Origin of the sequence: Microbacterium sp. NPDC057659, from assembly GCF_042799915.1 — a bacterium.
Taxonomy (GTDB): Bacteria; Actinomycetota; Actinomycetes; order Actinomycetales; family Microbacteriaceae; genus Microbacterium.
Window position 1 is genome coordinate 606,944 of record NZ_JBHVHU010000001.1, and the last position, 22,857, is coordinate 629,800.

Annotated in this window: 20 protein-coding genes; 6 read left to right on the forward strand and 14 right to left on the reverse strand. The window is 69.3% G+C overall.

Going from position 1 to position 22,857, the window contains the following annotated elements; genetic code table 11:
• The first annotated feature begins 32 nt into the window (after positions 1–32).
• The gene (locus ACFVAE_RS02985) at positions 33–842 is read left to right on the forward strand and encodes an aminoglycoside phosphotransferase family protein (RefSeq protein WP_378887724.1); all 810 of its coding nucleotides are present in this window, start codon (positions 33–35) and stop codon (positions 840–842) included.
• A gap of 48 nt (positions 843–890) precedes the next feature.
• Here ACFVAE_RS02985 and mnmA read toward each other — a convergent pair whose 3' ends face one another.
• Positions 891–1,988 carry a tRNA 2-thiouridine(34) synthase MnmA gene (gene mnmA / locus ACFVAE_RS02990; RefSeq protein ID WP_378887726.1) on the reverse strand — a complete coding sequence of 366 codons (1,098 nt, stop codon included), beginning with the start codon at positions 1,986–1,988 and terminating at the stop codon, positions 891–893.
• 10 nt (positions 1,989–1,998) lie between these two features.
• Complete coding sequence (locus ACFVAE_RS02995; protein WP_378887728.1) at positions 1,999–3,174, reverse strand: cysteine desulfurase family protein; 1,176 nt, start codon at positions 3,172–3,174, stop codon at positions 1,999–2,001.
• A 104-nt stretch (positions 3,175–3,278) separates the two neighbouring features.
• Here ACFVAE_RS02995 and glgX point away from each other — a divergent pair, with 104 nt between their 5' ends.
• The 3 genes from glgX to glgB all read left to right on the forward strand — a co-directional run bounded on the left by glgX (position 3,279) and on the right by glgB (position 9,705).
• Complete coding sequence (glgX, locus tag ACFVAE_RS03000) at positions 3,279–5,348, forward strand: glycogen debranching protein GlgX (protein WP_378887729.1); 2,070 nt, start codon at positions 3,279–3,281, stop codon at positions 5,346–5,348.
• 77 nt (positions 5,349–5,425) lie between these two features.
• Positions 5,426–7,501, forward strand: a complete 2,076-nt coding sequence (locus ACFVAE_RS03005) for a maltotransferase domain-containing protein (protein WP_378887731.1) — start codon at positions 5,426–5,428, stop codon at positions 7,499–7,501.
• Positions 7,498–9,705 (forward strand): 1,4-alpha-glucan branching protein GlgB, encoded by a 2,208-nt coding sequence (gene glgB / locus ACFVAE_RS03010; protein WP_378887733.1) that lies wholly within the window; start codon positions 7,498–7,500, stop codon positions 9,703–9,705. Before ACFVAE_RS03005 ends, glgB begins: the two co-directional genes overlap by 4 nt.
• 48 nt (positions 9,706–9,753) lie before the next feature.
• Here glgB and ACFVAE_RS03015 read toward each other — a convergent pair whose 3' ends face one another.
• Positions 9,754–10,683 (reverse strand): tetratricopeptide repeat protein, encoded by a 930-nt coding sequence (locus ACFVAE_RS03015; RefSeq protein ID WP_378887735.1) that lies wholly within the window; start codon positions 10,681–10,683, stop codon positions 9,754–9,756.
• Complete coding sequence (locus ACFVAE_RS03020) at positions 10,680–12,518, reverse strand: glycosyl transferase (protein ID WP_378887737.1); 1,839 nt, start codon at positions 12,516–12,518, stop codon at positions 10,680–10,682. The genes ACFVAE_RS03015 and ACFVAE_RS03020 overlap by 4 nt, the downstream gene beginning before the upstream one ends.
• A 187-nt stretch (positions 12,519–12,705) precedes the next feature.
• On the opposite strand from ACFVAE_RS03020, the gene ACFVAE_RS03025 reads away from it, so the two are divergent.
• Positions 12,706–13,764 carry an AI-2E family transporter gene (locus ACFVAE_RS03025; protein ID WP_378887739.1) on the forward strand — a complete coding sequence of 353 codons (1,059 nt, stop codon included), beginning with the start codon at positions 12,706–12,708 and terminating at the stop codon, positions 13,762–13,764.
• A gap of 13 nt (positions 13,765–13,777) precedes the next feature.
• Here ACFVAE_RS03025 and ACFVAE_RS03030 read toward each other — a convergent pair whose 3' ends face one another.
• From ACFVAE_RS03030 to rpsB, 8 genes are all read right to left on the reverse strand, one after another.
• Positions 13,778–14,065, reverse strand: coding sequence for a hypothetical protein (locus tag ACFVAE_RS03030; RefSeq protein ID WP_378887740.1), 288 nt, complete (start codon positions 14,063–14,065; stop codon positions 13,778–13,780).
• Positions 14,066–14,074: 9 nt separating this feature from the next.
• Entirely contained in the window at positions 14,075–14,716 is a 642-nt protein-coding gene (locus ACFVAE_RS03035) for a transglycosylase SLT domain-containing protein (RefSeq protein WP_378887742.1), read from the reverse strand.
• A 107-nt stretch (positions 14,717–14,823) separates the two neighbouring features.
• Positions 14,824–15,408 (reverse strand): DivIVA domain-containing protein, encoded by a 585-nt coding sequence (locus ACFVAE_RS03040; protein ID WP_378887743.1) that lies wholly within the window; start codon positions 15,406–15,408, stop codon positions 14,824–14,826.
• Positions 15,408–16,730: a phosphatidate cytidylyltransferase gene (locus ACFVAE_RS03045; RefSeq protein WP_378887745.1), complete on the reverse strand. Its 1,323-nt coding sequence runs from the start codon at positions 16,728–16,730 to the stop codon at positions 15,408–15,410. The genes ACFVAE_RS03040 and ACFVAE_RS03045 overlap by 1 nt, the downstream gene beginning before the upstream one ends.
• A 5-nt stretch (positions 16,731–16,735) precedes the next feature.
• Positions 16,736–17,290: a ribosome recycling factor gene (gene frr / locus ACFVAE_RS03050; protein WP_378887747.1), complete on the reverse strand. Its 555-nt coding sequence runs from the start codon at positions 17,288–17,290 to the stop codon at positions 16,736–16,738.
• A 74-nt stretch (positions 17,291–17,364) separates the two neighbouring features.
• Entirely contained in the window at positions 17,365–18,081 is a 717-nt protein-coding gene (gene pyrH, locus ACFVAE_RS03055) for a UMP kinase (protein WP_378887749.1), read from the reverse strand.
• A 98-nt stretch (positions 18,082–18,179) separates the two neighbouring features.
• The gene (gene tsf / locus ACFVAE_RS03060; protein WP_378887751.1) at positions 18,180–19,007 is read right to left on the reverse strand and encodes a translation elongation factor Ts; all 828 of its coding nucleotides are present in this window, start codon (positions 19,005–19,007) and stop codon (positions 18,180–18,182) included.
• A 41-nt stretch (positions 19,008–19,048) separates the two neighbouring features.
• The gene (gene rpsB, locus ACFVAE_RS03065; protein WP_378887753.1) at positions 19,049–19,957 is read right to left on the reverse strand and encodes a 30S ribosomal protein S2; all 909 of its coding nucleotides are present in this window, start codon (positions 19,955–19,957) and stop codon (positions 19,049–19,051) included.
• Positions 19,958–20,256: 299 nt separating this feature from the next.
• Here rpsB and ACFVAE_RS03070 point away from each other — a divergent pair, with 299 nt between their 5' ends.
• Complete coding sequence (locus ACFVAE_RS03070; RefSeq protein WP_378887755.1) at positions 20,257–20,841, forward strand: murein hydrolase activator EnvC family protein; 585 nt, start codon at positions 20,257–20,259, stop codon at positions 20,839–20,841.
• Between the two features lie 5 nt (positions 20,842–20,846).
• Here ACFVAE_RS03070 and ACFVAE_RS03075 read toward each other — a convergent pair whose 3' ends face one another.
• On the reverse strand, positions 20,847–21,749 hold the full coding sequence (locus ACFVAE_RS03075) for a tyrosine-type recombinase/integrase (protein ID WP_378887757.1): 903 nt from the start codon (positions 21,747–21,749) through the stop codon (positions 20,847–20,849).
• Positions 21,750–21,780: 31 nt separating this feature from the next.
• Positions 21,781–22,815: a tryptophan--tRNA ligase gene (gene trpS, locus ACFVAE_RS03080; RefSeq protein ID WP_378887759.1), complete on the reverse strand. Its 1,035-nt coding sequence runs from the start codon at positions 22,813–22,815 to the stop codon at positions 21,781–21,783.
• Between the last annotated feature and the right edge of the window lie 42 nt (positions 22,816–22,857).

Sequence of the window (22,857 nt, forward strand, 5' to 3'; positions counted from 1 at the left end):
TGCCCGCTCCGCACAGCACCTACGGTGGAGGCGTGATCACCCATACACACGATCTGACGCTCACCGGGACCGAGGTGCGGAAGCGATTCACCAGCTGGGAGGATGGCGAGCCCGATCGGGAGTGGACCTGCCTCACGCTTCTCGCGATGCACTGCCCTGGCCTGGCACCGCGGCCGGTGCGGATGCAGACAGTGGACGGCGCCCCGGAGATCGTGATGGAGCGTATCCCCGGCCTCCCGCTCGGTGGCATGCCGGCGACCGCGGAGCAGCTCGCGGCATTGGGCGCGGCGCTGCGCAGGCTCTACGGTGTGCCGCTCACCGGGGCCGCGGCGACAGGAATCGGCGAGCGGCGCCTCGGGCCCTCGACGCTGAGGACGCACCTCGCGGAATACGCCACGGAGTCGTATGACCTGAGCGCTACGAGAGCCCCACGCCTCGTCGAGCGCGCGCTCAGCGCCACGCGCGAGTTCCTCGTGGCGGCGGCTGCGCCCCCGTTCGACCTCTCCGTTCTCGGCATCGCCGATCTCAATCCGGCCAACGTGCTGTGGGACGGTCGCGTGTGCAGGCTCGTCGACTTCGAGGACGGCGGACTCTCCGACCCGGCGTTCGAGCTCGCCGATCACCTGGAGCATCTCGCCGGCCGCAAGGTCTATGAGCCCGAGGCCCTGGTACGCGCCGTCGGGCTGTCCGGGACGCAGCGCGAGCGTCTTTCCGAGTGGCGCACGCACTGGGCCATGTTCTGGCTGATCATGCTGCTGCCGGGCAACGGCGGGTTCCTCCGCAATCCCCCGGGTACCACCGAGGCTCAGGCCGATCGCGTGCTGCGGATGCTGGCGAACTGAGCGCTGCCGACATCTCCGGCCTCCTGTCCGACCGCGAAGCGCCTCGGGTCAAGCGTCGACAGGCACGGCCGACACGGTCGTGTCGATCGTGAACTGGCCGAGCACACGGGTGCCGACGTAGAGCACGGCGCTCTGCCCTGGAGCGACGCCGTCGAGCGGCTCGTCGGGGACGACGCGCACGCCGGCATCCGTCACGAACGCGCGCGCCGGCACCGGCTCGGCGTGGGCGCGGATCTGAACCTCGCAGTCGAACTCGGAGGCCGCGGGCGCGGCGCCCGCCCAGGAGAACCGCTCCCCCGAGATCTCGGCGATCGCGAGGGCCTCCTTCGGACCCACCACGACGGTGTTCGACACGGGTCGAACTTCGAGCACGAACCGCGGCTTGCCGTCTGCGGCGGGCACGCCGAGGCGCAGCCCCTTGCGCTGACCGACCGTGAACGCGTGAGCGCCGTCGTGTGTGCCGACGACCTCGCCGTCGCGGTCGAGGATCTCGCCCTGCTCGGCGCCGACCTTCTCGGCCAGCCAACCACGGGTGTCGCCGTCGGGGATGAAGCAGATGTCGTGACTGTCAGGCTTCTGAGCGACGCTCAGGCCGCGCTCGGCAGCCTCTGCGCGCACCAGCGCCTTCGACGGTGTCGACCCCAGCGGGAAGTACGTGTGTGCGATCTGCTCGGCGTTCAGCACACCCAGCACGTAGGACTGATCCTTCGCGCTGTCCGAGGCGCGGTGCAGCTCGAGACCGTCCGCACCATCGACGAGTGTCGCGTAGTGCCCGGTGCAGACCGCGTCGAAGCCGAGTTCGATCGCGCGCTCCAACAGGGCGGCGAACTTGATCTTCTCGTTGCAGCGCAGACACGGGTTCGGGGTGCGGCCGGCCTTGTACTCCGAGATGAAGTCCTCGATGACGTCGTCGCGGAAGCGCTCCGAGAAGTCCCAGACGTAGAAGGGGATGCCGAGCAGGTCGGCGGCCCGACGGGCATCCATCGCGTCCTCGATCGTGCAGCATCCGCGGCTGCCGGTGCGCAGCGTGCCACCGGCGCGCGACAGCGCCAGGTGCACGCCGACCACGTCGTGGCCGGCCTCCACCGCACGGGCCGCCGCCACCGCGGAGTCGACCCCTCCGCTCATCGCCGCCAGAATACGCATGGGTTCCAGTCTACGAGCGGGCGGCTGGAGAGGCACCGGATGCCCGCGCGTAGGCATCGCCGATCGCTGCGAGCACTGCGTCGACGTCCGCGTCGGTGGACGTTCTCCCCAGCGTGAACCGCAGCACACTGCGCGCATCCTGCTCGCTGCGACCGAGCGCCATGACCACGTGCGAGGGCTCCGCGACGCCGGCCTGGCAGGCCGATCCGGTGGATGCCGCGACGCCCGCCATGTCCAGAAGGAACAGCAGGCTCTCCCCCACCGCGCCAGGGAACAGCACGTGCGCATTGCCCGGCAGGCGATCCACGGGATCGCCGAGCAGCTCCGCCTGCGGCACGGCGGCGCGGATGCCGGAGATCAGCCGGTCACGAAGGACTGTCAGCCGCGCGGACTCGGCGAGCCGCTCCTCCTCGGCGAGCTCCAGCGCGACGGCGAACGCCGCAGCGCCCGCGACGTCCTGCGTCCCCGCACGCAGCCCGCGCTGCTGGGCCCCGCCGTGCAGCAGCGCGGAGATGCGCGCCGTGCGCGCGACGACCAGCGCGCCGATGCCCACCGGCGCACCGAGCTTGTGCCCCGCCACGGTCATCGCGACGAGACCTGCGCCCGGCGCGGCATCCCCGCGCAGCGAGCGGAACGACAACGGCACGTGCCCCCATGCCGCCACCGCGTCCAGATGCAGCGGCACGCCGGCATCCGCCGCGGCCCGCGCGAGTGCGGCGCTGTCGTTGATCGTGCCGACCTCGTTGTTCGCTGCCAGTGCCGTGGCGAGAGCGGCCGCGGGCAGGGCCGCGGAAAACGCATCGCCGGCGATCCGCCCCGCCGCGTCCAGCGCGACCGCGCGGACATCCGCGCCGACGGCGGCCAGCGCGGCGACCGTGTCCATCGTCGCGTGATGCTCGCCGTCGGGCAGCACGATCGCCGTGGTCCCCGGTGCACGCGAGGACCACAGCCCGTGCAGCGCAGTGTTGATCGACTCCGTGCCGCCCGAGGTGAACACCACCTCGATCGGGTCGCAGCCCAGCACGGCGGCGGCGCGTTCGCGGGACTCCTCCAGGAGCCGGCGGGCCTCCTGCCCCGCGCCGTGCGTGGATGACGCGTTGCCCACGACCGAGGATGCCTCGAGCCAGGCATCCCGCGCCTCAGCGCGCAGCGGCGCGGTGGCGGCGTGGTCGAGGTAGAAGCGCATGACTCCATCCTCCCAGCCGTGAGCCGCGCGCGGGCGGCATCCAGGTTCATCCGGTCCGGTATCCGGATTCATGCCGCAAGCGCCCTGGCATCTAGGCTGTCCCCATGCTCCCGACGTCCCGAACGCCCCTCGGTGGCGCCGCGCTCGACGACCTGGGGGTCCGGCTCCACGACGGCGTGGGCACCCTCCGGATCTGGTCGCAGAACGCCTCGTCCATCGAGCTCGTCATCTTCGACGCCACCGACCTGGATTGGGAGACTGCGCAGCTCCCGCTCGAGCGCCGGCCAGGCGGCGTCTGGGAGGTCACCACCGACCTGCTTCAGCCGGGCGTCCGCTACGCGCTGCGCGTCGACGGGCCGCACGGCCCCGGCAACACCTTCAACTCGGAGACGCTGCTGCTCGACCCGTACGCTCGCGGCCTCGCCCAGGGCGACGGCTACGAGGAGTGGCGCTCGGTCGTGATCGCCGACGGTTTCGACTGGAGCGGCGTCGCGAAGCCGAACACCCCGCTGGACCGCACCGTGATCTATGAGGGGCACCTCAAGGGCATGACCAAGCGTCACCCCGACGTGCCCCCCGCCCTGCACGGCACCTACGCCGGTCTCGCGCACCCCGCGATGATCGAGTACTTCCACTCGCTCGGCGTCACCGCGATCGAGCTGCTGCCCGTGCACGCCTTCGTGCCGGAGCCGCGACTGCTCGAGAAGGGCCTCACCAACTACTGGGGCTACAACACACTCAGCTTCTTCACCCCGCACACCGCCTACGCCACCGAGGAGGCGCGCAAGGACGGACCCGAGGCGGTCCTCGCCGAGTTCAAGGGCATGGTGCGGCTGCTGCACGAGGCAGGCCTCGAGGTGATCCTCGACGTCGTGTACAACCACACCTGCGAGGAGGGCCTCGGCGGCCCGCGCTCCAGCTTCCGCGGCATCGACAACGCGCTGTACTACCGGCAGACCGCGGACGGCGCGTACATCGACACCACCGGCGTCGGCAACACGGTCAACACCGCCACGGATGCCGCCGCGCGCCTCGTCCTGGACTCGCTGCGCTACTGGGCCCGGGAGATGCAGATCGACGGTTTCCGATTCGACCTCGCCGCCGCGCTCGGGCGTGACGCCGACCATGAGTTCACGCGCGAGCACCCGCTGCTGCAGGCGATCGCCGATGACCCGGCCATGCAGGACGTCAAGCTCATCGCAGAGCCGTGGGATGTCGGGATGGGCGGCTGGCAGACCGGCAACTTCCCCACCGGCTGGAGCGAGTGGAACGACCGGTATCGCGATCGTGCCCGCAACTTCTGGCTCAGCGACATCGATTACGCCCGCCGCGCCTCGGCGCCCGTGGGCATCGGCGGCTTCGCCAACCGGCTCGCAGGCTCCGCGAACACCTACAGCGAGGAGCGCGGACCGCTCGCGAGCATCAACTTCGTCACGGCGCACGACGGGTTCACCCTGCACGATCTGGTGTCCTACGACGTCAAGCACAACGAGGCCAACGGAGAGAACAACCACGACGGCGCCGATATGAACCGCTCGTTCAATCACGGCGCCGAGGGTCCGACGGACGATCCATCCATCCTGGCCGCGCGTCGCAAGGCCATGCGCAACCTGATGGGGACGCTGCTGCTCTCCGCCGGCATCCCGATGATCACGGCCGGAGACGAGTTCGGCCGCACCCAGCGCGGCAACAACAACGCCTACTGCCAGGACTCCGCTCTGACCTGGCTGAGCTGGGACCACGAGCCGTGGCAGCAGGACCTGCGCGAGCACGTCGCACTGCTCACCAGGCTCCGCGCCGAGAACCCCGCCCTGCGTCCGGCGCGATACGCGCGACTGGGCGAACACGTCCCCGAGGCCTCGGTCATGGACTGGTTCGACCAGCACGGCGAGACCATGGAGGTCGAGCAGTGGAACGATCCCCGCAACCGCACTCTGCAGTATGTGGCGGCCACCGGTGGGGGCAGTGACGAGGCCAACCGCATCCTGCTGATCGTGCACGGCACGGAAGCCCCGATCGATGTGCGCCTGCCCGACTCGATCGAGGGTGCGACCGCGTTCGTGTCGCTCTGGTCGAGCGCGGATGAGCGACCGGACGGCGGCCTGCGCCGGTATTCCCCCGGCGAGGTCCTTCCGCTCTCCGGAACGTCGATGCAACTGTTCCGGATCGAGTGATCGGGCGTTCCAGACGCCCGCCGTCATGCGGAATCCGAAAGCTACCCGCTGAGCACAGCGGCCTGTACATTCAAGGTGTGGCTGCTCGTTCTGTCTCGATTCCGGCGGTGCTGCGAAGCCCCGCACAGATCCCCGTGCGGCCCGCCGCCGAGCAGGAGGACGCCGCACCGGGCACCCTGGTCGGGCGCATACCGCTCTCCGACCCGTCTCCTGCTGCGCCGGGTGGCTTCGCGCCCAAGGCCTTCGCAGGCGAGGTGGTGCCTTTCCGCGTCGTCGCATTCCGTGAGGGGCATGATCTCATCGGCGCCCATGTCAGGCTGCGCGCGCCCGACGGCGCCGAGACCCTGCACCGGCTGAGCCCGCAGGGCGACGGCACCGACGGATGGCAGACGCGGATCGCCCTGGACGCGTCCGGCGCCTGGTCGTTCCGCTTCGAGGCGTTCTCCGACGACTTCGCCACCTGGGCCCACGCCGCGGAGGTCAAGGCCGAGGCCGATGTCGACCTCGAGGTCATGGGCATCGCCGGGGCACAGCTGCTCGCGCGTGCTGCCGCCGAGCAGGATCGCCCCGCCGCGGAGCGCCGCGCGATCACGGCTGCGGCGAAGCGGCTGAAGGACGCGGATGCCGGGACGCTGGCGTCGGTCGCGACGGATCCCGTGCTCGCGGGCTTCTTCGCCGCACGACCTGTCACGACCCTGGCATCCGCGACCGAGTGGAGCAGCCTGCTGGTGGAGCGGACCGCCGCCGGCGTCGGCGCCTGGTACGAGTTCTTCCCGCGCTCCGAGGGTGCGAGGCGCCGCAAGGACGGCAGCGTCGTCAGCGGCACGTTCCGCACTGCGGCCAAGCGTCTGCCCGCCATCGCGGACATGGGCTTCGACGTGCTGTATCTTCCGCCCATCCACCCGATCGGCCGCACGCATCGCAAGGGGCCGAACAACACCCTGGTCGCGGGACCGGAAGACCCCGGCTCGCCCTGGGCGATCGGCGCAGCCGAGGGCGGTCATGACGCCGTGCATCCCGATCTCGGCTCCCTCGCCGACTTCCGCGCCTTCGTGCGCGCGGCGAACAAGGTCGGAATCGAGGTCGCGCTCGACCTCGCACTGCAGGCCTCCCCCGACCATCCCTGGATGCAGACGCATCCGGAGTGGTTCACGACGCTGCCGGACGGCACGATCGCCTATGCTGAGAACCCGCCGAAGAAGTACCAGGACATCTATCCACTGAACTTCGACAACGACCCAGAGGGCCTCTACGCCGAGGTGCTGCGCGTCGTCGAGCACTGGATCGCCCAGGGTGTGCGCATCTTCCGCGTCGACAACCCGCACACCAAGCCGCTGAGGTTCTGGGAGTGGCTGATCCGCACGGTGAACGCCGCACACCCGGACGTCGTCTTCCTCGCCGAGGCGTTCACCCGGCCCGCCCCGATGCGGGGACTCGCCGCAGCAGGGTTCCAGCAGAGCTACTCGTACTTCACCTGGCGCAACACCAAGGCGGAGCTCGAGGAGTTCCTCACCTCGGTGTCCACCGCGACGACGGACTACATGCGTCCGAACCTGTTCGTGAACACGCCCGACATCCTCACCGAGTACCTGCAGTACGGCGGGCGCGCGGCCTACCGCATCCGAGCCTGCATCGCCGCGACGGCGGCGCCCCTGTACGGCGTGTACGCGGGCTACGAACTGTTCGAGAACGTGGCCCGCCCCGGCTCCGAGGAGAACATCGACAACGAGAAGTACGAGTACAAGCTGCGCGACTGGGCGGGCGCCGAGGAGCGCGGCGATTCACTGGCGCCGCTGCTGCGCCGCCTGAACGGCATCCGCCGCGAGCATCCGGCCCTGCACCAACTGCGCAACATCTCGTTCCACTGGAGCGACGACGACGCCATCCTCGTCTACTCGAAGCATCTCGACGCCGCCTTCACCGGGACTGGCGACGACGACACGATCATCGTCGTCGCCAACGTCGACCCGCACTCCGTGCGGGAGACCACCGTGCACCTCGACACCACGCTCTGGGGTGTCACCCCTGGCGACCCCTTCGAGGTCGAGGATCTGTTGACAGGGGCGGTCTGGACCTGGACCGACCACGATTACGTGCGGCTCGACGCCTTCGCCGAGCCGGTGCACATCCTGAGGGTGAGGGAGCGATCATGAGCCGTATCGAGGAGGTCTCCGTCTCCGCGGACTGGGAGAGCACGGCGCACGGCGCGCATCACGACCCGCACGCGCTGCTCGGCGCGCATCCGATGACCGGCGCCGCGGGCCATCCCGCCACCGTCATCCGGGTGCGCCGTCCGCTGGCGGAGTCCGTCGCGGCGGTCTTCGCCGACGGTGACCGCGTCCCGCTCGCGCATGTCGCGCACGGCATCTGGGAGGGCACGCACGGCGGTCCGCCGGCGCCCTACCGCGTGGTCACGATCTACGAGGGCCAGGACGAGGTCGTCAGCGGTGATCCGTACCGGCACGTGCCGACGCTCGGCGAGGTCGACCTGCATCTGATCGGCGAGGGGCGCCACGAACGGCTCTGGGAGGCGCTCGGCGCGCACCCCCGCATGCTCGACGGCGAGACCGGCGTCGCCTTCGCCGTCTGGGCCCCGAACGCGCGGGCCGTGCGCGTGGCAGGCGACTTCAACGGCTGGTACGGCGAGGGCCACGCGATGCGCTCGATGGGCTCCAGCGGCGTCTGGGAGCTGTTCATCCCCGACGTCATGATCGGCACCACGTACAAGTACCAGCTGCTCACCCCGGACGGCAGATGGATCCTCAAGGCCGACCCTATGGCGCAGGCGGCCGAGGTGCCGCCGGCCACAGCCTCAGTGGTCACCCTCGGCGCCTACGCCTGGGCCGACGGAGCCTGGATGACCCGACGCGCGGCCACGCACGCCGTGGCGCAGCCGATGTCGGTCTACGAGGTGCATCTGGGCTCCTGGCGCGGCGGGATGAGCTACCGCGACATCGCCCAGCCGCTCATCGAGCACGTCACCTCCACCGGTTTCACGCACGTCGAGCTGATGCCGGTCGCGGAGCATCCGTTCGGCGGCTCGTGGGGCTACCAGGTCACGGGCTACTACGCGCCGACGAGCCGCTACGGCACTCCTGACGACCTCCGGTTCTTGATCGACCAACTGCACCAGGCGGGCATCGGCGTGATCCTGGACTGGGTGCCGGGGCACTTCCCCAAGGACGACTTCGCACTGGCCCGGTTCGATGGCAGGCCGCTCTACGAGCATCCGGATCCGCGCCGCGGCGAGCACCAGGACTGGGGAACCCTGATCTTCGACTACGGCCGGAACGAGGTGCGCGGGTTCCTCGTCGCGAACGCCCTGTACTGGCTCAGCGAATTCCACATCGACGGCCTGCGCGTCGACGCCGTGGCATCCATGCTGTACCTGGACTACTCCCGGCGCGACGGCGAGTGGGAGCCGAACGTGCACGGCGGGCGCGAGAACCTCGAGGCGATCCGCTTCCTGCAGGAGGTCAACGCCACCGCCTACCGCAGCTTTCCCGGCATCGTCATGATCGCCGAGGAATCCACAGCCTTCCCCGGCGTCACCGCGCCGACCACTGCGGCGGGACTCGGGTTCGGATTCAAGTGGAACATGGGCTGGATGAACGACTCCCTGGAGTACATGAAGCGGGACCCGATCCACCGGGCCCACCACGAGGGCGAGATGACGTTCTCATTCGTGTACGCGTTCGGTGAGAACTACGTGCTGCCGATCAGCCACGACGAGGTCGTGCACGGCAAGGGCACGCTGGTGTCGCGGATGCCCGGTGACCACGCCCACAAGCTGGCGAACGTCCGCGCCTACCTGGCCTACATGTGGGGTCACCCGGGCAAGAAACTGCTGTTCATGGGTCAGGAGTTCGGGCAGATCGGCGAGTGGTCACCGGATCGGGAGCTGGACTGGTGGCTGCTCGACCAGCCCTCCCACCGGCAGCTGCTGGACTTCGTCGGCGCCGTCAACCGTACCTATCGCGCACAGGCGCCGCTCTGGGAGCGCGACAACGACGGGTCGTCGTTCTCACGCCTCGGTGCGCCGACCTGGGACCCGAGTGTCGTCGCGTTCGAGCGACGCGACGCGCACGGCGGTCGCGTGGTCGTGGTGAGCAACTTCGCCGGTGTGCAGCGCACCGGCCACCGCCTCGACCTCCCGCTCGCCGGCGTCTGGCAGGAGGTGCTGAACACGGATGCGACGGAGTTCGGCGGCACCGGTGTCGGGAATCTCGGACTCGTCACCGCCCACCCCGTCGGAGAGGACTCCGTGCCGGTGGCGAGCATCACCCTGCCGGCGTTGTCGACGATCTGGCTGCGCTACCAGGGCGAACCGCACGTGCCGTCGGCGACGTTCGACTGAGACGACGATGGCCGAGGACGCGAGTCCCCGGCCATCCGTCCGAGTTCGTCAGAACAGCAGCGACGCCAGTCGCGTGCGCGCCGCGCCCACGCGCGGGTCGGCGGAGCCGATGAGGTCGAACAGCTCCACGAGACGCTCGCGCACCGGCATCCGCTCGTCGGCGGGCAGTGCGGCGAACAGGTCGAGCAGGCGCCCGAAGGCGTCGTCGACGTGACCGCCCGCGATGTCGAGATCGGCGACGGCGAACTGCGCCTCGGGGTCGAGCGGCGCCTCGGCCGCAGCCGCGCGGGCGGCCTGCAGATCGAGGTGCTGCACGCGGGCGAGCAGTTTCACCTGGCCGAGACCGGCCTTCGCGTCCTCATCACGCGGGTTCTCTGCGAGAGCCTTCTCATAGGCGGCGATCGCTCGTTGGTAATCGCCGGCCTCGATCGCGTCGAAGGCCTCTGCATGAAGCGGGGGCAGCGGGGCCTCCTCCGGCTCAGCGGGCGCCTCGCCGGGCTCTCCTGCCGCCACCGAGCCGCTCACGCCGTTCTGCGCGGCGAGCTCCAGCAGCCGTCCGAAGACCTCGCGCACCTGCTCCTCCGGCACGGCTCCGGTGAACATCGGCACCGGCTGCCCGCCGATCAGAGCGACGACCATCGGGATCGACTGGGCGCGGAAGCCCTGCGCGATCTGCGGGTTGGCGTCGACGTCGACCTTCGCCAGCACGACGCGACCGCCCTGCTCACGGGTGACCTTCTCGATGATGGGGCTGAGCTGCTTGCACGGTCCGCACCACTCGGCCCACAGGTCGACCACGACGGGCACCGTCTTGGACAGCTCGAGGATCTGACCGAATGTCTCGTCGGTGACGTCGACGACGACGTCGGGAACGCCCGCCTGAGCCGGCGCCGCACCGGATGCCGGGGTCTGCGGCCGATCCCGCAGCGTGGACAGGTCGACGGCGCCGCGCAGGGCGGCTGCGGAGATGTCACTCATTTGATGATCTCGACCTTCAGGATGTTCTGGTGGAACGACAGCAGCTGGATCTGCGCGTTCGCGCCCTGGGCGGGAACCGCGAAGAACAGCTGCATGCCGTAGGTCGTGCGCACGCCCTTCGCCGCCTCCTTCGCGCCGGTGAGCGCGACCGCCTCCGCATTGTTCTCGAACTTGATCACGGCATCGGCCGTCGTCGGAGTGACGGTCTGCGTGTCGACGACCGAGACCGAAACGATCGCACCGCTGTCGAGGGTCGCCATGGAGACCGGATCGAACGCGGACGGCGTCATGTCGAACGCGACCTTGGACGTCTTGTCGGCGCCTGTCTTCTTCAACTCCGCCAGCAGAGCCGCCCGGCTCGCGACGATCTCGGTGGCCTGCTTCTTGGCCGCCGCGTCGAAGTCGCCGGTGTACGGGCTCTTCTCGCCCAGGTCGACAAGTGATGAGAAGGCGTCCGCCACCTCGTTCGGCGGCATCATCAGGAAGGTGGACTCCGGGGGTACCAGGGTCGTGCCCAGCCATGCCGGGGCCAGCTTGGGCAGCTTCGCGGATGCGAGCATGTCGGCCATCGTGTTCACGCGATAGTTCGACCACGGATCCGCCTGCGTCATGGTGAAGATCACCGGCGGCGTCTTCGCCTCCGACGACTTCGTCAGCATCATGACCGTGCGGGGCCAGCTGTCGGTCGCCTGCGGCAGCACCACCTCGACGTTGTCGGCGGGAAGTGCGGCGGGGACGCCGAGCTTCGGGTTCTTGGCGCCCAGGGCGTAGTCGGTCGCACGGGCCTGCAGCACGGCACCGTCCAGGCGCGTGGTCGCGAGCTTGAGATCGCGCGCGGCGTCAGCATCGGTCACCGTCTTCGAGATGTCCTTGAGGATGCGCGAGGCCTGCGCCTCGGTCACTGCCGGCGGCTTCTGGTTGTCGGGGGCGACGACCGTCGGCGTGGGCGTGGGACTCGTCGACGCGTCGAACTGCGGCCAGGAGTCCGCGCTGCAGCCGGTCGCGAGCACGGCGGTGAGACCGACCGCGGGAATCACAACCGCCAGGCGACGACGCATCCGGTGTGCGGTGCGGCGCGCACGACCGTCATCGTCCGTGGGCTCGTCCGCGCTCTCCGGCGTCGTCACAGGGCCGGTTCCGATCGATTCGTGCTCGGGCAGCCTGTCGACCGCGAGATCGATCGGCTGCGTGGGCGGCAGCGGCCCCGGTCCCTTGCGGCGGGGGCCCTTGCCACGACGCTGGTGACGGATGCCGAGGATGTAGAGCACGAGACCGATGAGCAGTGCCAGGCCGCCGCCGACGAACAGGGGGCCGACCCACGGAGTCGTCGTCTTCAGCGGCCAGGTGACCATGATGTCGGAGGGCGCATCCTCCACGCCGTCGCGCGCGACGAGCACGCTCATCCCCTCTGGCAGCTGCAGGTTCGCGATCAGCGAGTCCTTGTCGGTGTAGGAGTCCAGCCACAGATCCGACCCGGCGGGGTTGCGACCGGTCTCGCTGGTCGACTCCACCTCGGCCTTCACGACCTTGGTGCGCGGCTCACCCTTCTTGTCGAGCGTGACGCTGTCGTACTCGGCGTCGGACAGCCAGGCCTTCATGTCGGCGGTACGGCCGTAGGCGACGAACAGATCGCCCTTGCCGCGCACCATGAGGGTCTGCTGGCCGGGGTGGGCGCGCAGCACATCGCTGGAGATCAGCACAAAGGGCTCGGGGTCGCCCGCGGGCATCTCCATCTGCACCTCTGAGGGGCCCATGAAGACGGTACGCTGAGCGACGCCGGCTCCGATCATGACCGCGGCCAGAATGAAGGCCACGACGGCCCATACGAATCGCACGAGAAGACTCCTTACGTGACCCCGGCATCCGCCAGAGGTCTCCGCTCGACATTCCAGGGTAGCGGGAAGCGCCTGTGCGTTTTCCACACGAGACCCGAATACAGTCGGATGCCGCGACTCCCCCGGCGCGTTCAGGCTCGGCTGCCGCGAGAGAATAAGCTGGCGTTCACCCTCGTCAGGAGAATCGATGAAGATCGTCAGTCCGTTCCGCACCGCGCTCGTCGCGACGCTCGGCGTGGGACTGGGGATCGTGCTCATCGGCAGCGTGCAGACTCTCTCCACCGTGCTGCTCTACATCGGCACCGCGCTGTTCATCAGCCTGGGACTCGATCCGCTGGTCACCTTCCTCGAGCGCTGGCTGCCGCGGTGGGCCGCTGTGCTCGCGACGATCATCGCCGTGCTCGCGGTGCTCACCGGCGTGATCCTGATCGTGCTGCCCGTGTTCGTGCAGCAGATCGGACAGTTGGTGCAGCAGATCACGACGCTGCTGCAGCGGCCCGAGCCGTTCGAGGACTTCAAGGACTGGCTCAAGCAGACCTTCCCGATGCTGAAGGTCGACGACGTCTTCCTCTACGTCGAGGACTGGCTCAACACCAACGTCACCGAGATCGGCAGCAAGATCGGCCAGGGCGTGCTCGTCTTCGGCGGCGCGGTCGCCGCGGGCCTCTTCGGCACCTTCATCGTCCTGGTTCTCACCATCTACATGACCGCCTCGACCCCCTCGCTGAAGCGCTCCGTGTACCAGCTCGTGCCCGCGTCCAAGCGCGAGCGCTTCATCGATCTGGCGGATCAGATCACCGACTCCGTGGGCTATTACGTCATGGGACAGGTGTCGCTCGGCGTGATCAACGGAATCCTGAGCATGATCTTCCTGTCGATCATCAACGCGCCGTTCCCCGCAGTGCTGGCCGTGATCGCGTTCTTCTTCTCACTGATCCCGCTGGTGGGGACGCTGACGGGCTCGACCATCATCGTGCTCACGTGCCTGATACCTGGGCTGGCCTCGCCGACGACCGCGATCGCAGCGGCGGTCTGGTACCTGATCTACATGCAGATCGAGGCGTACTTCATCTCGCCGCGCATCATGAGCCGTGCGGTGTCCGTCCCCGGCGCCGTCGTCGTGATCGCGGCGTTGGCGGGTGGCTCCCTGCTCGGCCTGCTCGGAGCCCTGATCGCGATTCCGGTCGCGGCCAGCATCCTGATCATCTACCGCCAGGTGGTCATCCCGAAGATGAACGAACGCTGACCCGGGCGCTGCCTCAGGCGATGTTCCAGCAGTGCGAGTGCCAGTGCCGACGCGCCGCCAGGTCCGCAGCATCGCCGAGGACGCCGTCGGCCCGCCACACGACGAGGTGCGCGGTTCCCGGTGAGATCGTTCCTCGGCATCCCGGGCAGGTGTAGTCCTTCTGCGCCTGAGCGGCGTTCACCGGCTGCACGGTCCACTCCTGACCACGACGGGTCTCGGTGCGCTTCCAGCCTGCGATCAGACGGTCGAGCGAGTCATCGGCGGCGCGAGGATCCGGTCGCCGTCTGCGGGAGCGAGCCATGCCGGCCGCTCACCACCAGTGGTTGCGCGACCAGAATGCGTAGGCGCCCGCCCAGCCGCCGTAACGGCCGGAGGCGTACCCCGTGCCCCAGCGGAGATTGTCGACCGGGTTGTACCCGTTGCCGGGAACCTTGCTGCACGGCAGAGCCTGCACCAGGCCGCACGCACCGGAGGACTTGTTGGTGGCGTTCGGGTTCCAGCCACTCTCTCGCGAGACGATGTAGTCGACATAGGGCCAGTCGCTCTTCGCGATCCCGGCCGCCGTCATCCACTGCTCTTTCGAGCCGCCACCGGTGTACTTCGGCGTGCCGGCGGAACCGCCGCCGCTGCCGGAGGAGGACTTGCCCGACTTCTCGGTGCTCGTCACGACCGGCTTCGGCTTGGGCTTCGGCTTGACGTAGACCTCGAAAGTGCCGCGCGCGGCCGGGGCGACATCCGCGCCGGCGACCGTCACGGTCAGGTTCTGGCCCTCCTGCTCCGCGAGGGAGTACGCGGTGACGGCATCCTCAGCGCTCGAAGAGGGGTCTGCCACGGCCATCCCGGTCGGCGCCAGCAGCGCAGCGGAGAAGCCGACCACGGCCATGCTCGCCACGACGGCGGCGATCGGTCGACGGGCCTTGCTGCGGCGGCCGCGCGGGTTCGCGGAGGCCACGCTCGCAGGGCGCAGTTCAGGCGTAATCGATTCGTTATCGGGAGTCACGATGCCGGTCAGTCTATGCGATCCCGCCTGAAACGTCCATGAGAACGCGCGGTCCTGCGTCAACGGACGGCCAGGATGACCTCGACGGTCGCGTCCAGGAGCGCATCCACCTGCTCCTCGCGATAGCCGCCGCGCTGCATCCGGAACGCCGCATTGCGCACCTGCTCGGCACTGAGCTCGTCTCCGTCACGGAGAAAACCGGTGATCCGCTCTGCGACGTGATCGACCTCGTCGATCCGGTAGCCGAACGTCAGCACACCGGTGCGAGCGAAACGATGCTTCGGCTCGCGCGCGAGGTGATCCAGGATCACCTGCGCGTCGGCGCGGGCGTCCGCGACCCAGGCCTCGACACCCTTCGCCCGCACCATGCGCTCGCGCGCACGCGCGGCGAACGCGTCCTCGATGCGTCCGAGCGCCGAGTCCACCTCTGCGACGTCGTAGCCTTCCTTCACGAGCGGGAAGGACGCGACGCGCACATCCTCGGACGTCAGGTCGTCCTGTCCGCTCTCGAAGGCGCGGCGCGCGGAGTCGAGGAACGTGTCCACCGCGGCACGGTGATAGCCCTTCTGGCGCCCGGTCGTCAGCGAGAACGCGGGAGGAGCGGACTCGTCGTCGTCGAACTGTGCGGCGAAATCAGCGGTCATCAGGACACCATCCAGGGTTGCAGCAGGACGTACAGGGCATAGGCCGGCACCGTCGAGGGCAGAATGCTGTCGAGCCGATCCAGCAGGCCGCCGTGTCCCGGCAGCCAGGAGCTCATGTCCTTGATGCCGAGATCACGCTTGAGCATCGACTCCCCCAGGTCGCCGAGTGTGGCGGATGCGAGGATCGCGGCGCCGAGGATGAGGCCACCCCAGAGCGGGATCCCGAGCAGGAAGACGCCGAGCAGCGCGCCCGCGAGCAGCGATCCCACGACCGCACCCGCGAAGCCCTCCCAGGTCTTCTTCGGGCTGATCCGCGGCGCCATCGGATGCTTGCCGAAGGAGAGCCCGGACGCGTATGCCGCCGTGTCGGCGACAACGGCGACGACGATGAAGGAGAGGACCCACCATTCACCGTGATCCTGCCGAAGCAGCATCAGCGCGAAGGCGGTGAGCAGCGGGACATACACCTGCACGAGACCGCTCACGAGCACATCGGCCAGCACGTCGCCATACGTCCTGCCGTCGGCGACGACCATCTGGGCGACCATGCGCCACACGCAGACGAAGGTCACCGAGACGAACAGCATCACCCAGCTCAGCCAGGACGACTCCAGGTACCCGGTGGGGATCAGGAGTGCAGCGGCAATCAGCTGGGGAACGATGTCGATCCGGCGCCCGCCGCCCTTGAGAGCGCGAGACAGCTCATAGGTGCCCAGAAGGCCGGCGGCCAGCGCGATCGGCACGAACAGCCATTTCACGAACAGCAGCGACACCAGCAGCACTGCACCGAAGGCGACTCCGATGAGGATGGCGACGATCAGATCCCGGCCCGTGCGCTCCTTGATGCGCTCGTTCGCCTGGTCGAACTGGTCACGGGCATTGGAGACGTGGGAGCCCAGCTCGTCGCGTGCTGCGCGCCACTGCTCGCGGATCGCGCTGTGGTCCGCGGTGTCGAAAGGGCTCTTCTCGACCGGGGGCTGCGCGGGCTCCACTGCGGGCGGCGTCGACTGCGGGGCCCGCGGCGCCGGCGCAGGCCCGTCCGCCGGCGGCACCGGCTCGGGCGTGGGCTGCAGCGGAGCGGCCGGGGCAGGCGGGATGCCCGGCTGAACGGGCTGCGCGGGCGGCTCGGTGTGCTCCGGTGCCGCGGCGGTCTGAGCCTGGGCAGGCCGCTCCGGCGGGGCGCCCACGACGGGCACTCCGCGCACCGGGGTCACGGCATCCGCGGCATCCGCCTGCGGAGTGTCCTGAGCCGGTGTCGCCGCCGCAGCCCGAGCCTCTCGTCGGGTGAGCGGACGATCCTGCGAGGAAGAATCGTCAGACATCCCTGTCACACCTCGAGGAGCTCGGCCTCTTTGCGCTTGAGAGCGTCGTCGATGAGGTCGACGTGCTGGCGGGTGAGAGCATCGAGCTCCTTCTCGCCGCGGGCGACCTCGTCCTCGCCGACCTCGGCCTTGAGTGCGTCCAGGCCGTCCTTCGCCTTGCGGCGAATGCCACGGATCTGGACCTTGGCGTCCTCGCCCTTGGTGCGGACGAGCTTGACGTACTCCTTGCGCCGCTCGGCGGTCAGCTCGGGCATGGTGACCCGCACGATGTTGCCGTCGTTGGTCGGGTTGACACCGAGGTTCGGCATGTCCCGGATGGCCTGCTCGATCGCCTTGAGCGCGGACTTGTCGTAGGGCGTGATGATGAGCGAGCGCGCCTCGGGGTTGGCCAGCGAGGCCAGCTGGGCCAGGGGCGTCGGCGAGCCGTAGTAGTCGACCATCACCTTCTGGAACATCTGCGGGTTCGCGCGCCCGGTACGGACCGTGGCGAAGTCCTCCTTGGCGGCTTCGACCGCCCGCGTCATGCGAGAGGTGGTATCTGCGAGGACATCCGCGATCACGGGTTCTCCATTCGTCGAGTGGGTTCTGGCAATTCTACCGGCGGGCCGCTGAACGCCGCGCCGAGCGGGGCGGGTCAGGAGGTGACGAGGGTGCCGATCGGGTCTCCGAGAAGAGCCTTGGTCACGTTTCCGGCAGGCTCCATGCCGAACACGCGCATGTCCATGTTGTTGTCCATGCACAGGCTGAACGCGGTGGAGTCGACGACCTTGAGGCCGCGCTGCAGAGCGTCGCGATAGGTCACGCGCTCGATCTTCTCGGCGTCGGCGTGCTTGTTCGGGTCTGCGGTGTAGATCGCGTCGACGCCGTTCTTGGCGACGAGCACCTCCTGCGCGCCGATCTCGAGGGCGCGCTGTGCGGCCACGGTGTCGGTGGAGAAGTACGGCAGGCCGGCGCCGGCGCCGAAGATCACGACGCGCCCCTTCTCCATGTGGCGCTCCGCACGCAGCGGGATGTAGGGCTCGGCGACCTGCGTCATCGAGATGGCGGACTGCACGCGCGTGGGTGCGCCGGCCTGCTCGAGGAAGTCCTGCAGGGCGAGGGCGTTCATGACGGTGCCCAGCATGCCCATGTAGTCGGCACGGCCGCGATCCATGCCGCGCTGGCTGAGCTCGGCTCCGCGGAAGAAGTTGCCGCCGCCGACGACGATCGCGACCTCGACGCGGTCGATGGCTGCCGCGATGTCGCGAGCGATCCCGCTGACGACGTCGGGATTGACGCCCAGCTGGCCGCCGCCGAAGGCCTCTCCGGAGAGCTTGAGGAGGACGCGACGGCGTCCGGTGCGTTCGGTCATTGGGAGAGTCCTCTCATCGGTATCACGATAGTGGCAATGCCCTGCGGGCATGAAGAAGGGGTTCGGACCCTGTGCGGATCCGAACCCCTTCTCGTGGCTTACGCGCCGACCTTGAAACGCGCGAAGTCGGTCACCGTGATGCCGGCGTCCTTCGCGACCTGGCCGACGGACAGCTTGTTGTCCTTGGCGTAGTCCTGGTCGAGCAGTGCGACCTGCTTGAAGAACGCGGACACGCGGCCCTCGACGATCTTCGGCAGGGCGGCCTCGGGCTTGCCCTCGTTGCGGGAGATCTCGGTGACGATCTCGCGCTCCTTCTCGACCACGTCCGCGGGGACGTCCTCACGGGTGAGGTAGATCGGGTCGGCGAACGAGATGTGCTGCGCGATGCTGCGAGCGGTCTCGGCGTCGGTGCCGCTGTACGCGACGACGACACCGATCTGCGGCGGCAGGTCCTTGCTGGTGCGGTGCAGGTAGACCTCGACGGCGTCGCCCTCGATGCGGCGGACGCGGCGGAGCTCGACCTTCTCGCCGAGGATCGCGGCCTCGTCCGAGATGAGCTGCTCGACGGTCTGGTCGCCGGCAGCGGCGGCCAGCACCGACTCGACCGAGTCGGCGGACGCTGCTGCGGCGGCGTCGGCGACCTTCTCGGCGAGGGCGATGAACTTCTCGTTCTTCGCGACGAAGTCGGTCTCGCAGGTGAGCTCGATCAGCGTCACCGCGCCGTCCTGCTCGCGAGCGACGACGAGGCCCTCGCTGGTCGAACGGTCAGCGCGCTTGGCGTTGCCCTTGGCGCCCTTGAGACGCAGGATCTCGGTCGCCTTCGCGACGTCGCCGTCCGCCTCCTCGAGCGCCTTCTTGGTGTCGACCATTCCGGTGCCGAGCTGCTCACGCAGCGCCTTGATGTCGGCGATGGTGAAGTTGGCCATGTGTGGTGGCTCCTTGCTTCGTTATGTGTGCGTGGGGGTGCTTACTTGGAGTCGCCCTCGGCGACCTCGGCGGCGGCCTCGGCGACGACGGCCTCCTCGACGGCGACCTCGGCCTCGACGGCCGCCTCAGCGGCGACCTCGGCTGCCTCAGCGGCGACCTCGACAGCGACCTCGGCTTCAGCGGATGCCTCGGTGGCGTTCGCCTCGAGAAGCTCCTTCTCCCACTCGGCCAGCGGCTCGGCGTCGCCCGACTCCGGGTTGTGCTTCTGCTGCAGGCCCTCGGCCGCGGCGTCGGCGATGATGCGGGTCAGCAGCGAGACGGAGCGGATCGCGTCGTCGTTGCCGGGGATCGGGTACTGGAAGTCGTCCGGGTCGGCGTTGGTGTCGAGGATGCCGATCACCGGGATGCCCAGCTTCTTGGCCTCGTCGATCGCGAGGTGCTCACGCTTGGCGTCGACGACCCACAGGGCCGACGGGGTCTTGGTGAGGTTGCGGATGCCGCCCAGCGACTTGTGCAGCTTGTCGAGCTCGCGCTTCTTGAGCAGCAGCTCCTTCTTGGTGAAGCCCGAGGCAGCCGGGTTCTCGTAGTCGAGCTCCTCGAGCTCCTTCATGCGGGCCAGGCGCTTCGCGATGGTCTGGAAGTTGGTCAGCAGACCACCCAGCCAGCGCTGGTTGACGTAGGGCTGGCCGACGCGGGTCGCCTGCTCGGCGAGCACCTCCTGCGCCTGCTTCTTGGTGCCGACGAAGAGGATGGTGCCGCCGCGGGCGACGGTCTCCTTGACGAAGTCGTAGGCGCTGTCGATGTAGCCCAGCGACTGCTGCAGGTCGATGATGTGGATGCCGCTGCGCTCGGTGAGGATGAAGCGCTTCACCTTCGGGTTCCACCGACGGGTCTGGTGTCCGAAGTGAACGCCGCTGTCGAGCAGCTGGCGGATGGTGACCACAGCCATGGTCGTCTCCTGGTTCTGACGCTCTCGCGTCGTTGAGGTTGTCCTCCGGCCGGACGGCCGGATGCCTGGTGCCCGGCGCACATCCCACCCGCCTCGCGAGAGGCAGGACCTGTGGGAGTGGATGCCGCGACCGAAGTCGCTCTGGGCACGCGTAGTCATCCCCGAGGGGGGATGCGGGATCAAGTGTACAGGATGCCGGGGCGGCGAACCGTCCTCCACAGGCGCGGTTCCGGTGCGCGTTCTGCCCCGACCCGAGGCCGTCGTATCGTCGGCGGGACGCACGGGATCAGGCTGGCTGCATGGAGATCGTACATAGTCGTTCGAATGCCGGACGTCGGCGCCGTGCGCGCCGCGTGCCCTTCCTCGCCCTGATCGGCACGCTGCTGGCCTGCTCGGTCCTCTGGTCGCCGGCGCCGCCACCGGTCGCCGCCGGCGCGGCACGCCCCGCAGCGGATGCCGCGCTCCCCTCCGACGCCCCGTGGACCTGGCCCGTGGAAGGTGCCCACGAGATCACCGAGCCCTTCCGAGCTCCGGCGCATCGCTACGGACCAGGACATCGCGGCATGGACATCGCGGCGATCGGGCCGCTGCGCTCCCCTGCCTCCGGCGTCGTCGCCTTCCGCGGCACCGTGGTCGATCGCGGAGTGCTCACCATCGATCACGGTGACGGCTACGTGATCACGCTGGAGCCCGTCGTGTCCGCGCTCGGACCGGGCGACATCGTCGAGGCAGGGCAGATCATGGCAGAGGCATCCGTCGGCGGCCACGCGGCGCCGGGGACGGTGCACGTGGGTGTGCGTCTGCACGACGAGTACGTGAACCCTCGACCGCTGTTCGGGGACGTCCCGCGGGCGATCCTCTATCCGTGCTGCGATGGCGGATAGCCGGGTCAGGCCCGCGGATGCGCCAGACGGTACGCCGCCGTGAGCCGCTCGGCGGAGACGTGCGTGTAGATCTGGGTGGTGCCCAGACTCGCGTGACCGAGGATCTCCTGCACCGCGCGCAGATCCGCGCCGCCGTCGAGCAGGTGGGTGGCAGCGGTGTGCCGCAGCGCGTGCGGCCCGACGGTCTCGGCCCCGACGATGGGCGCCAGCACGCGGGCGACGAGCGCGTACACGGTGCGCGGCCCGATCCGGCCCCCTCGGCTGCCGAGCAGGAGCGCCGGCGTGGGGGTCTCCGTGCGCGCCAGGAGCGCCGGGCGCGCCCGCGTCAGATACGCCGCGGCCGCATCCCGCGCAGGAGCGCCGTACGGCACCACCCGCTCCTTCGCGCCCTTGCCGAGTACGCGTGCCGTACCGCGCTCCATATCGAGGTCGTCCACGTCGAGACCGCACAGTTCGGACACCCGCATGCCCGAGCCGTAGAGCAGCTCGAGGATCGCATGATCGCGCAGTGCGACGGGATCGCCCTGCGCCGCGGCATCCTTCTCCGCATCCAGCAGTTCGCGCATGCCGTCCTTCGAGGCGACGACAGGAAGCGTCCTGGCCAGCTTGGGCGTCACGAGTCGCAGACTCGGGTCGGCGGCGATGCGGTCCTCGTCCTTCGCCCAGCGGAAGAACGAGCGCGCGGCGGCAGCCCGTCTGGCCAGCGTCGTGCGCGCGTCACCGCGTTGCGTCGCGCGCCAGAGCCACTCGCGAAGCAGCTCGAGATCGATGTCCGCCAGTTCCCGATCGCCGGCGATTCCACCGAGGTCGCCGAGATCGGAGCGGTACGCGCGCACGGTCGCCGGCGAGAGCCGACGCACCCGTTCCAGATGCACGACGAACGCCTCGACCGCCTCCGCGTACCGCACCCCTCCAGTCTGGCCCGGGCGGCCGGCCCGGTCAGTACGCCATGCCCATCGCCGATCGCACGTCTTCCAGCGTGGCGGCGGCAATCTGCCTGGCACGCGCGTTGCCGGCGCTGAGCACGTCGGACACCGTCCTTGTGTCGATCGCCGCGCGCCGCTCACGGAGCGGGGCGAGGAATTCGTTGACCGCGGCAGCGGTGAGGCTCTTCAGTGCGCCGCTCCCCGCGACTCCGATCTCGTCGGCGATCTCGGCCGGGCTCGTGCCGAGGCAGGCGGCGGCGGTGTCCAGCAGCGCGGAGACGCCTGGCCGCCGCTCCGGGTCGTAGGTGATCCGCCGCTCGGAATCAGTCCGCGCCCTCCGGATGACCGCCGTCGTCTCGTCCGCGGTCATGCCGAGCGCGATCGCGTTGCCGTAGCTCTTCGACATCTTGCGCCCGTCCAGGCCGGGCAGCTCCGGCGCAGCAGTGATCAGCCCCTCGGGTTCCGGAAACACGGAGCCGTACCGTTCATTGAACCGGCGGGCGATCTGCCGGGCGATCTCCACGTGAGGCAGGTTGTCCTTGCCCACCGGCACCAACGTGCCCTTGCAGAACAGGATGTCGGCCGCCTGATGCACGGGGTAGGTCAGGAGGAGGCCGCTGAGCGCGCGTCCTGCGGCCGCGGCTTCGGCCTTCACCGTCGGGTTGCGGTGCAGTTCGGCCTCGGACACCAGGCTGAGGAACGGCAGCATGAGCTGGTTCAGCTCAGGAACGGCAGAGTGCGTGAAGATCGTCGTCCGCTCCGGGTCGAGACCGGCGGCGAGGTTGTCCTTGATCACACCGTGGACATTCGAGACGATGTCGCCCATCGAATCACGGTCTGTGATCACCTGGTAGTCGGCGACCACGACGAGCGTCTCGACGCCCGCCTGCTGCAGGCGGACCCTTTCGAGGATCGTGCCGAGCAGATGGCCGAGATGAAGTCGGCCGGTCGGCCGTTCACCGGTGAGGATGCGATGTCGTTGCGGGTGTGCGCTGATCTCGGCGCGGAGGGCCGGCATCCGCGCTGCGGTGGCGGAGAAGGAATCCATGTGTTGCTCCTGGGTCAGGGCTGCACGGATGGATCGGTCCGC

Coding starts and splice junctions, on each gene's coding strand:
- glgX (WP_378887729.1), top strand. CDS start 3,279: ATGCTCCCGACGTCCCGAACGCCCCTCGGTGGCGCCGCGCTCGACGAC.
- ACFVAE_RS03030 (WP_378887740.1), bottom strand. CDS start 14,065: ATGGCTCGCTCCCGCAGACGGCGACCGGATCCTCGCGCCGCCGATGAC.
- rpsB (WP_378887753.1), bottom strand. CDS start 19,957: ATGGCTGTGGTCACCATCCGCCAGCTGCTCGACAGCGGCGTTCACTTC.
- ACFVAE_RS03025 (WP_378887739.1), top strand. CDS start 12,706: ATGAAGATCGTCAGTCCGTTCCGCACCGCGCTCGTCGCGACGCTCGGC.
- ACFVAE_RS02995 (WP_378887728.1), bottom strand. CDS start 3,174: ATGCGCTTCTACCTCGACCACGCCGCCACCGCGCCGCTGCGCGCTGAG.
- ACFVAE_RS03045 (WP_378887745.1), bottom strand. CDS start 16,730: ATGTCTGACGATTCTTCCTCGCAGGATCGTCCGCTCACCCGACGAGAG.
- trpS (WP_378887759.1), bottom strand. CDS start 22,815: ATGGATTCCTTCTCCGCCACCGCAGCGCGGATGCCGGCCCTCCGCGCC.
- glgB (WP_378887733.1), top strand. CDS start 7,498: ATGAGCCGTATCGAGGAGGTCTCCGTCTCCGCGGACTGGGAGAGCACG.
- ACFVAE_RS03070 (WP_378887755.1), top strand. CDS start 20,257: ATGGAGATCGTACATAGTCGTTCGAATGCCGGACGTCGGCGCCGTGCG.
- tsf (WP_378887751.1), bottom strand. CDS start 19,007: ATGGCCAACTTCACCATCGCCGACATCAAGGCGCTGCGTGAGCAGCTC.
- ACFVAE_RS03015 (WP_378887735.1), bottom strand. CDS start 10,683: ATGAGTGACATCTCCGCAGCCGCCCTGCGCGGCGCCGTCGACCTGTCC.
- ACFVAE_RS03040 (WP_378887743.1), bottom strand. CDS start 15,408: ATGACCGCTGATTTCGCCGCACAGTTCGACGACGACGAGTCCGCTCCT.
- pyrH (WP_378887749.1), bottom strand. CDS start 18,081: ATGACCGAACGCACCGGACGCCGTCGCGTCCTCCTCAAGCTCTCCGGA.
- mnmA (WP_378887726.1), bottom strand. CDS start 1,988: ATGCGTATTCTGGCGGCGATGAGCGGAGGGGTCGACTCCGCGGTGGCG.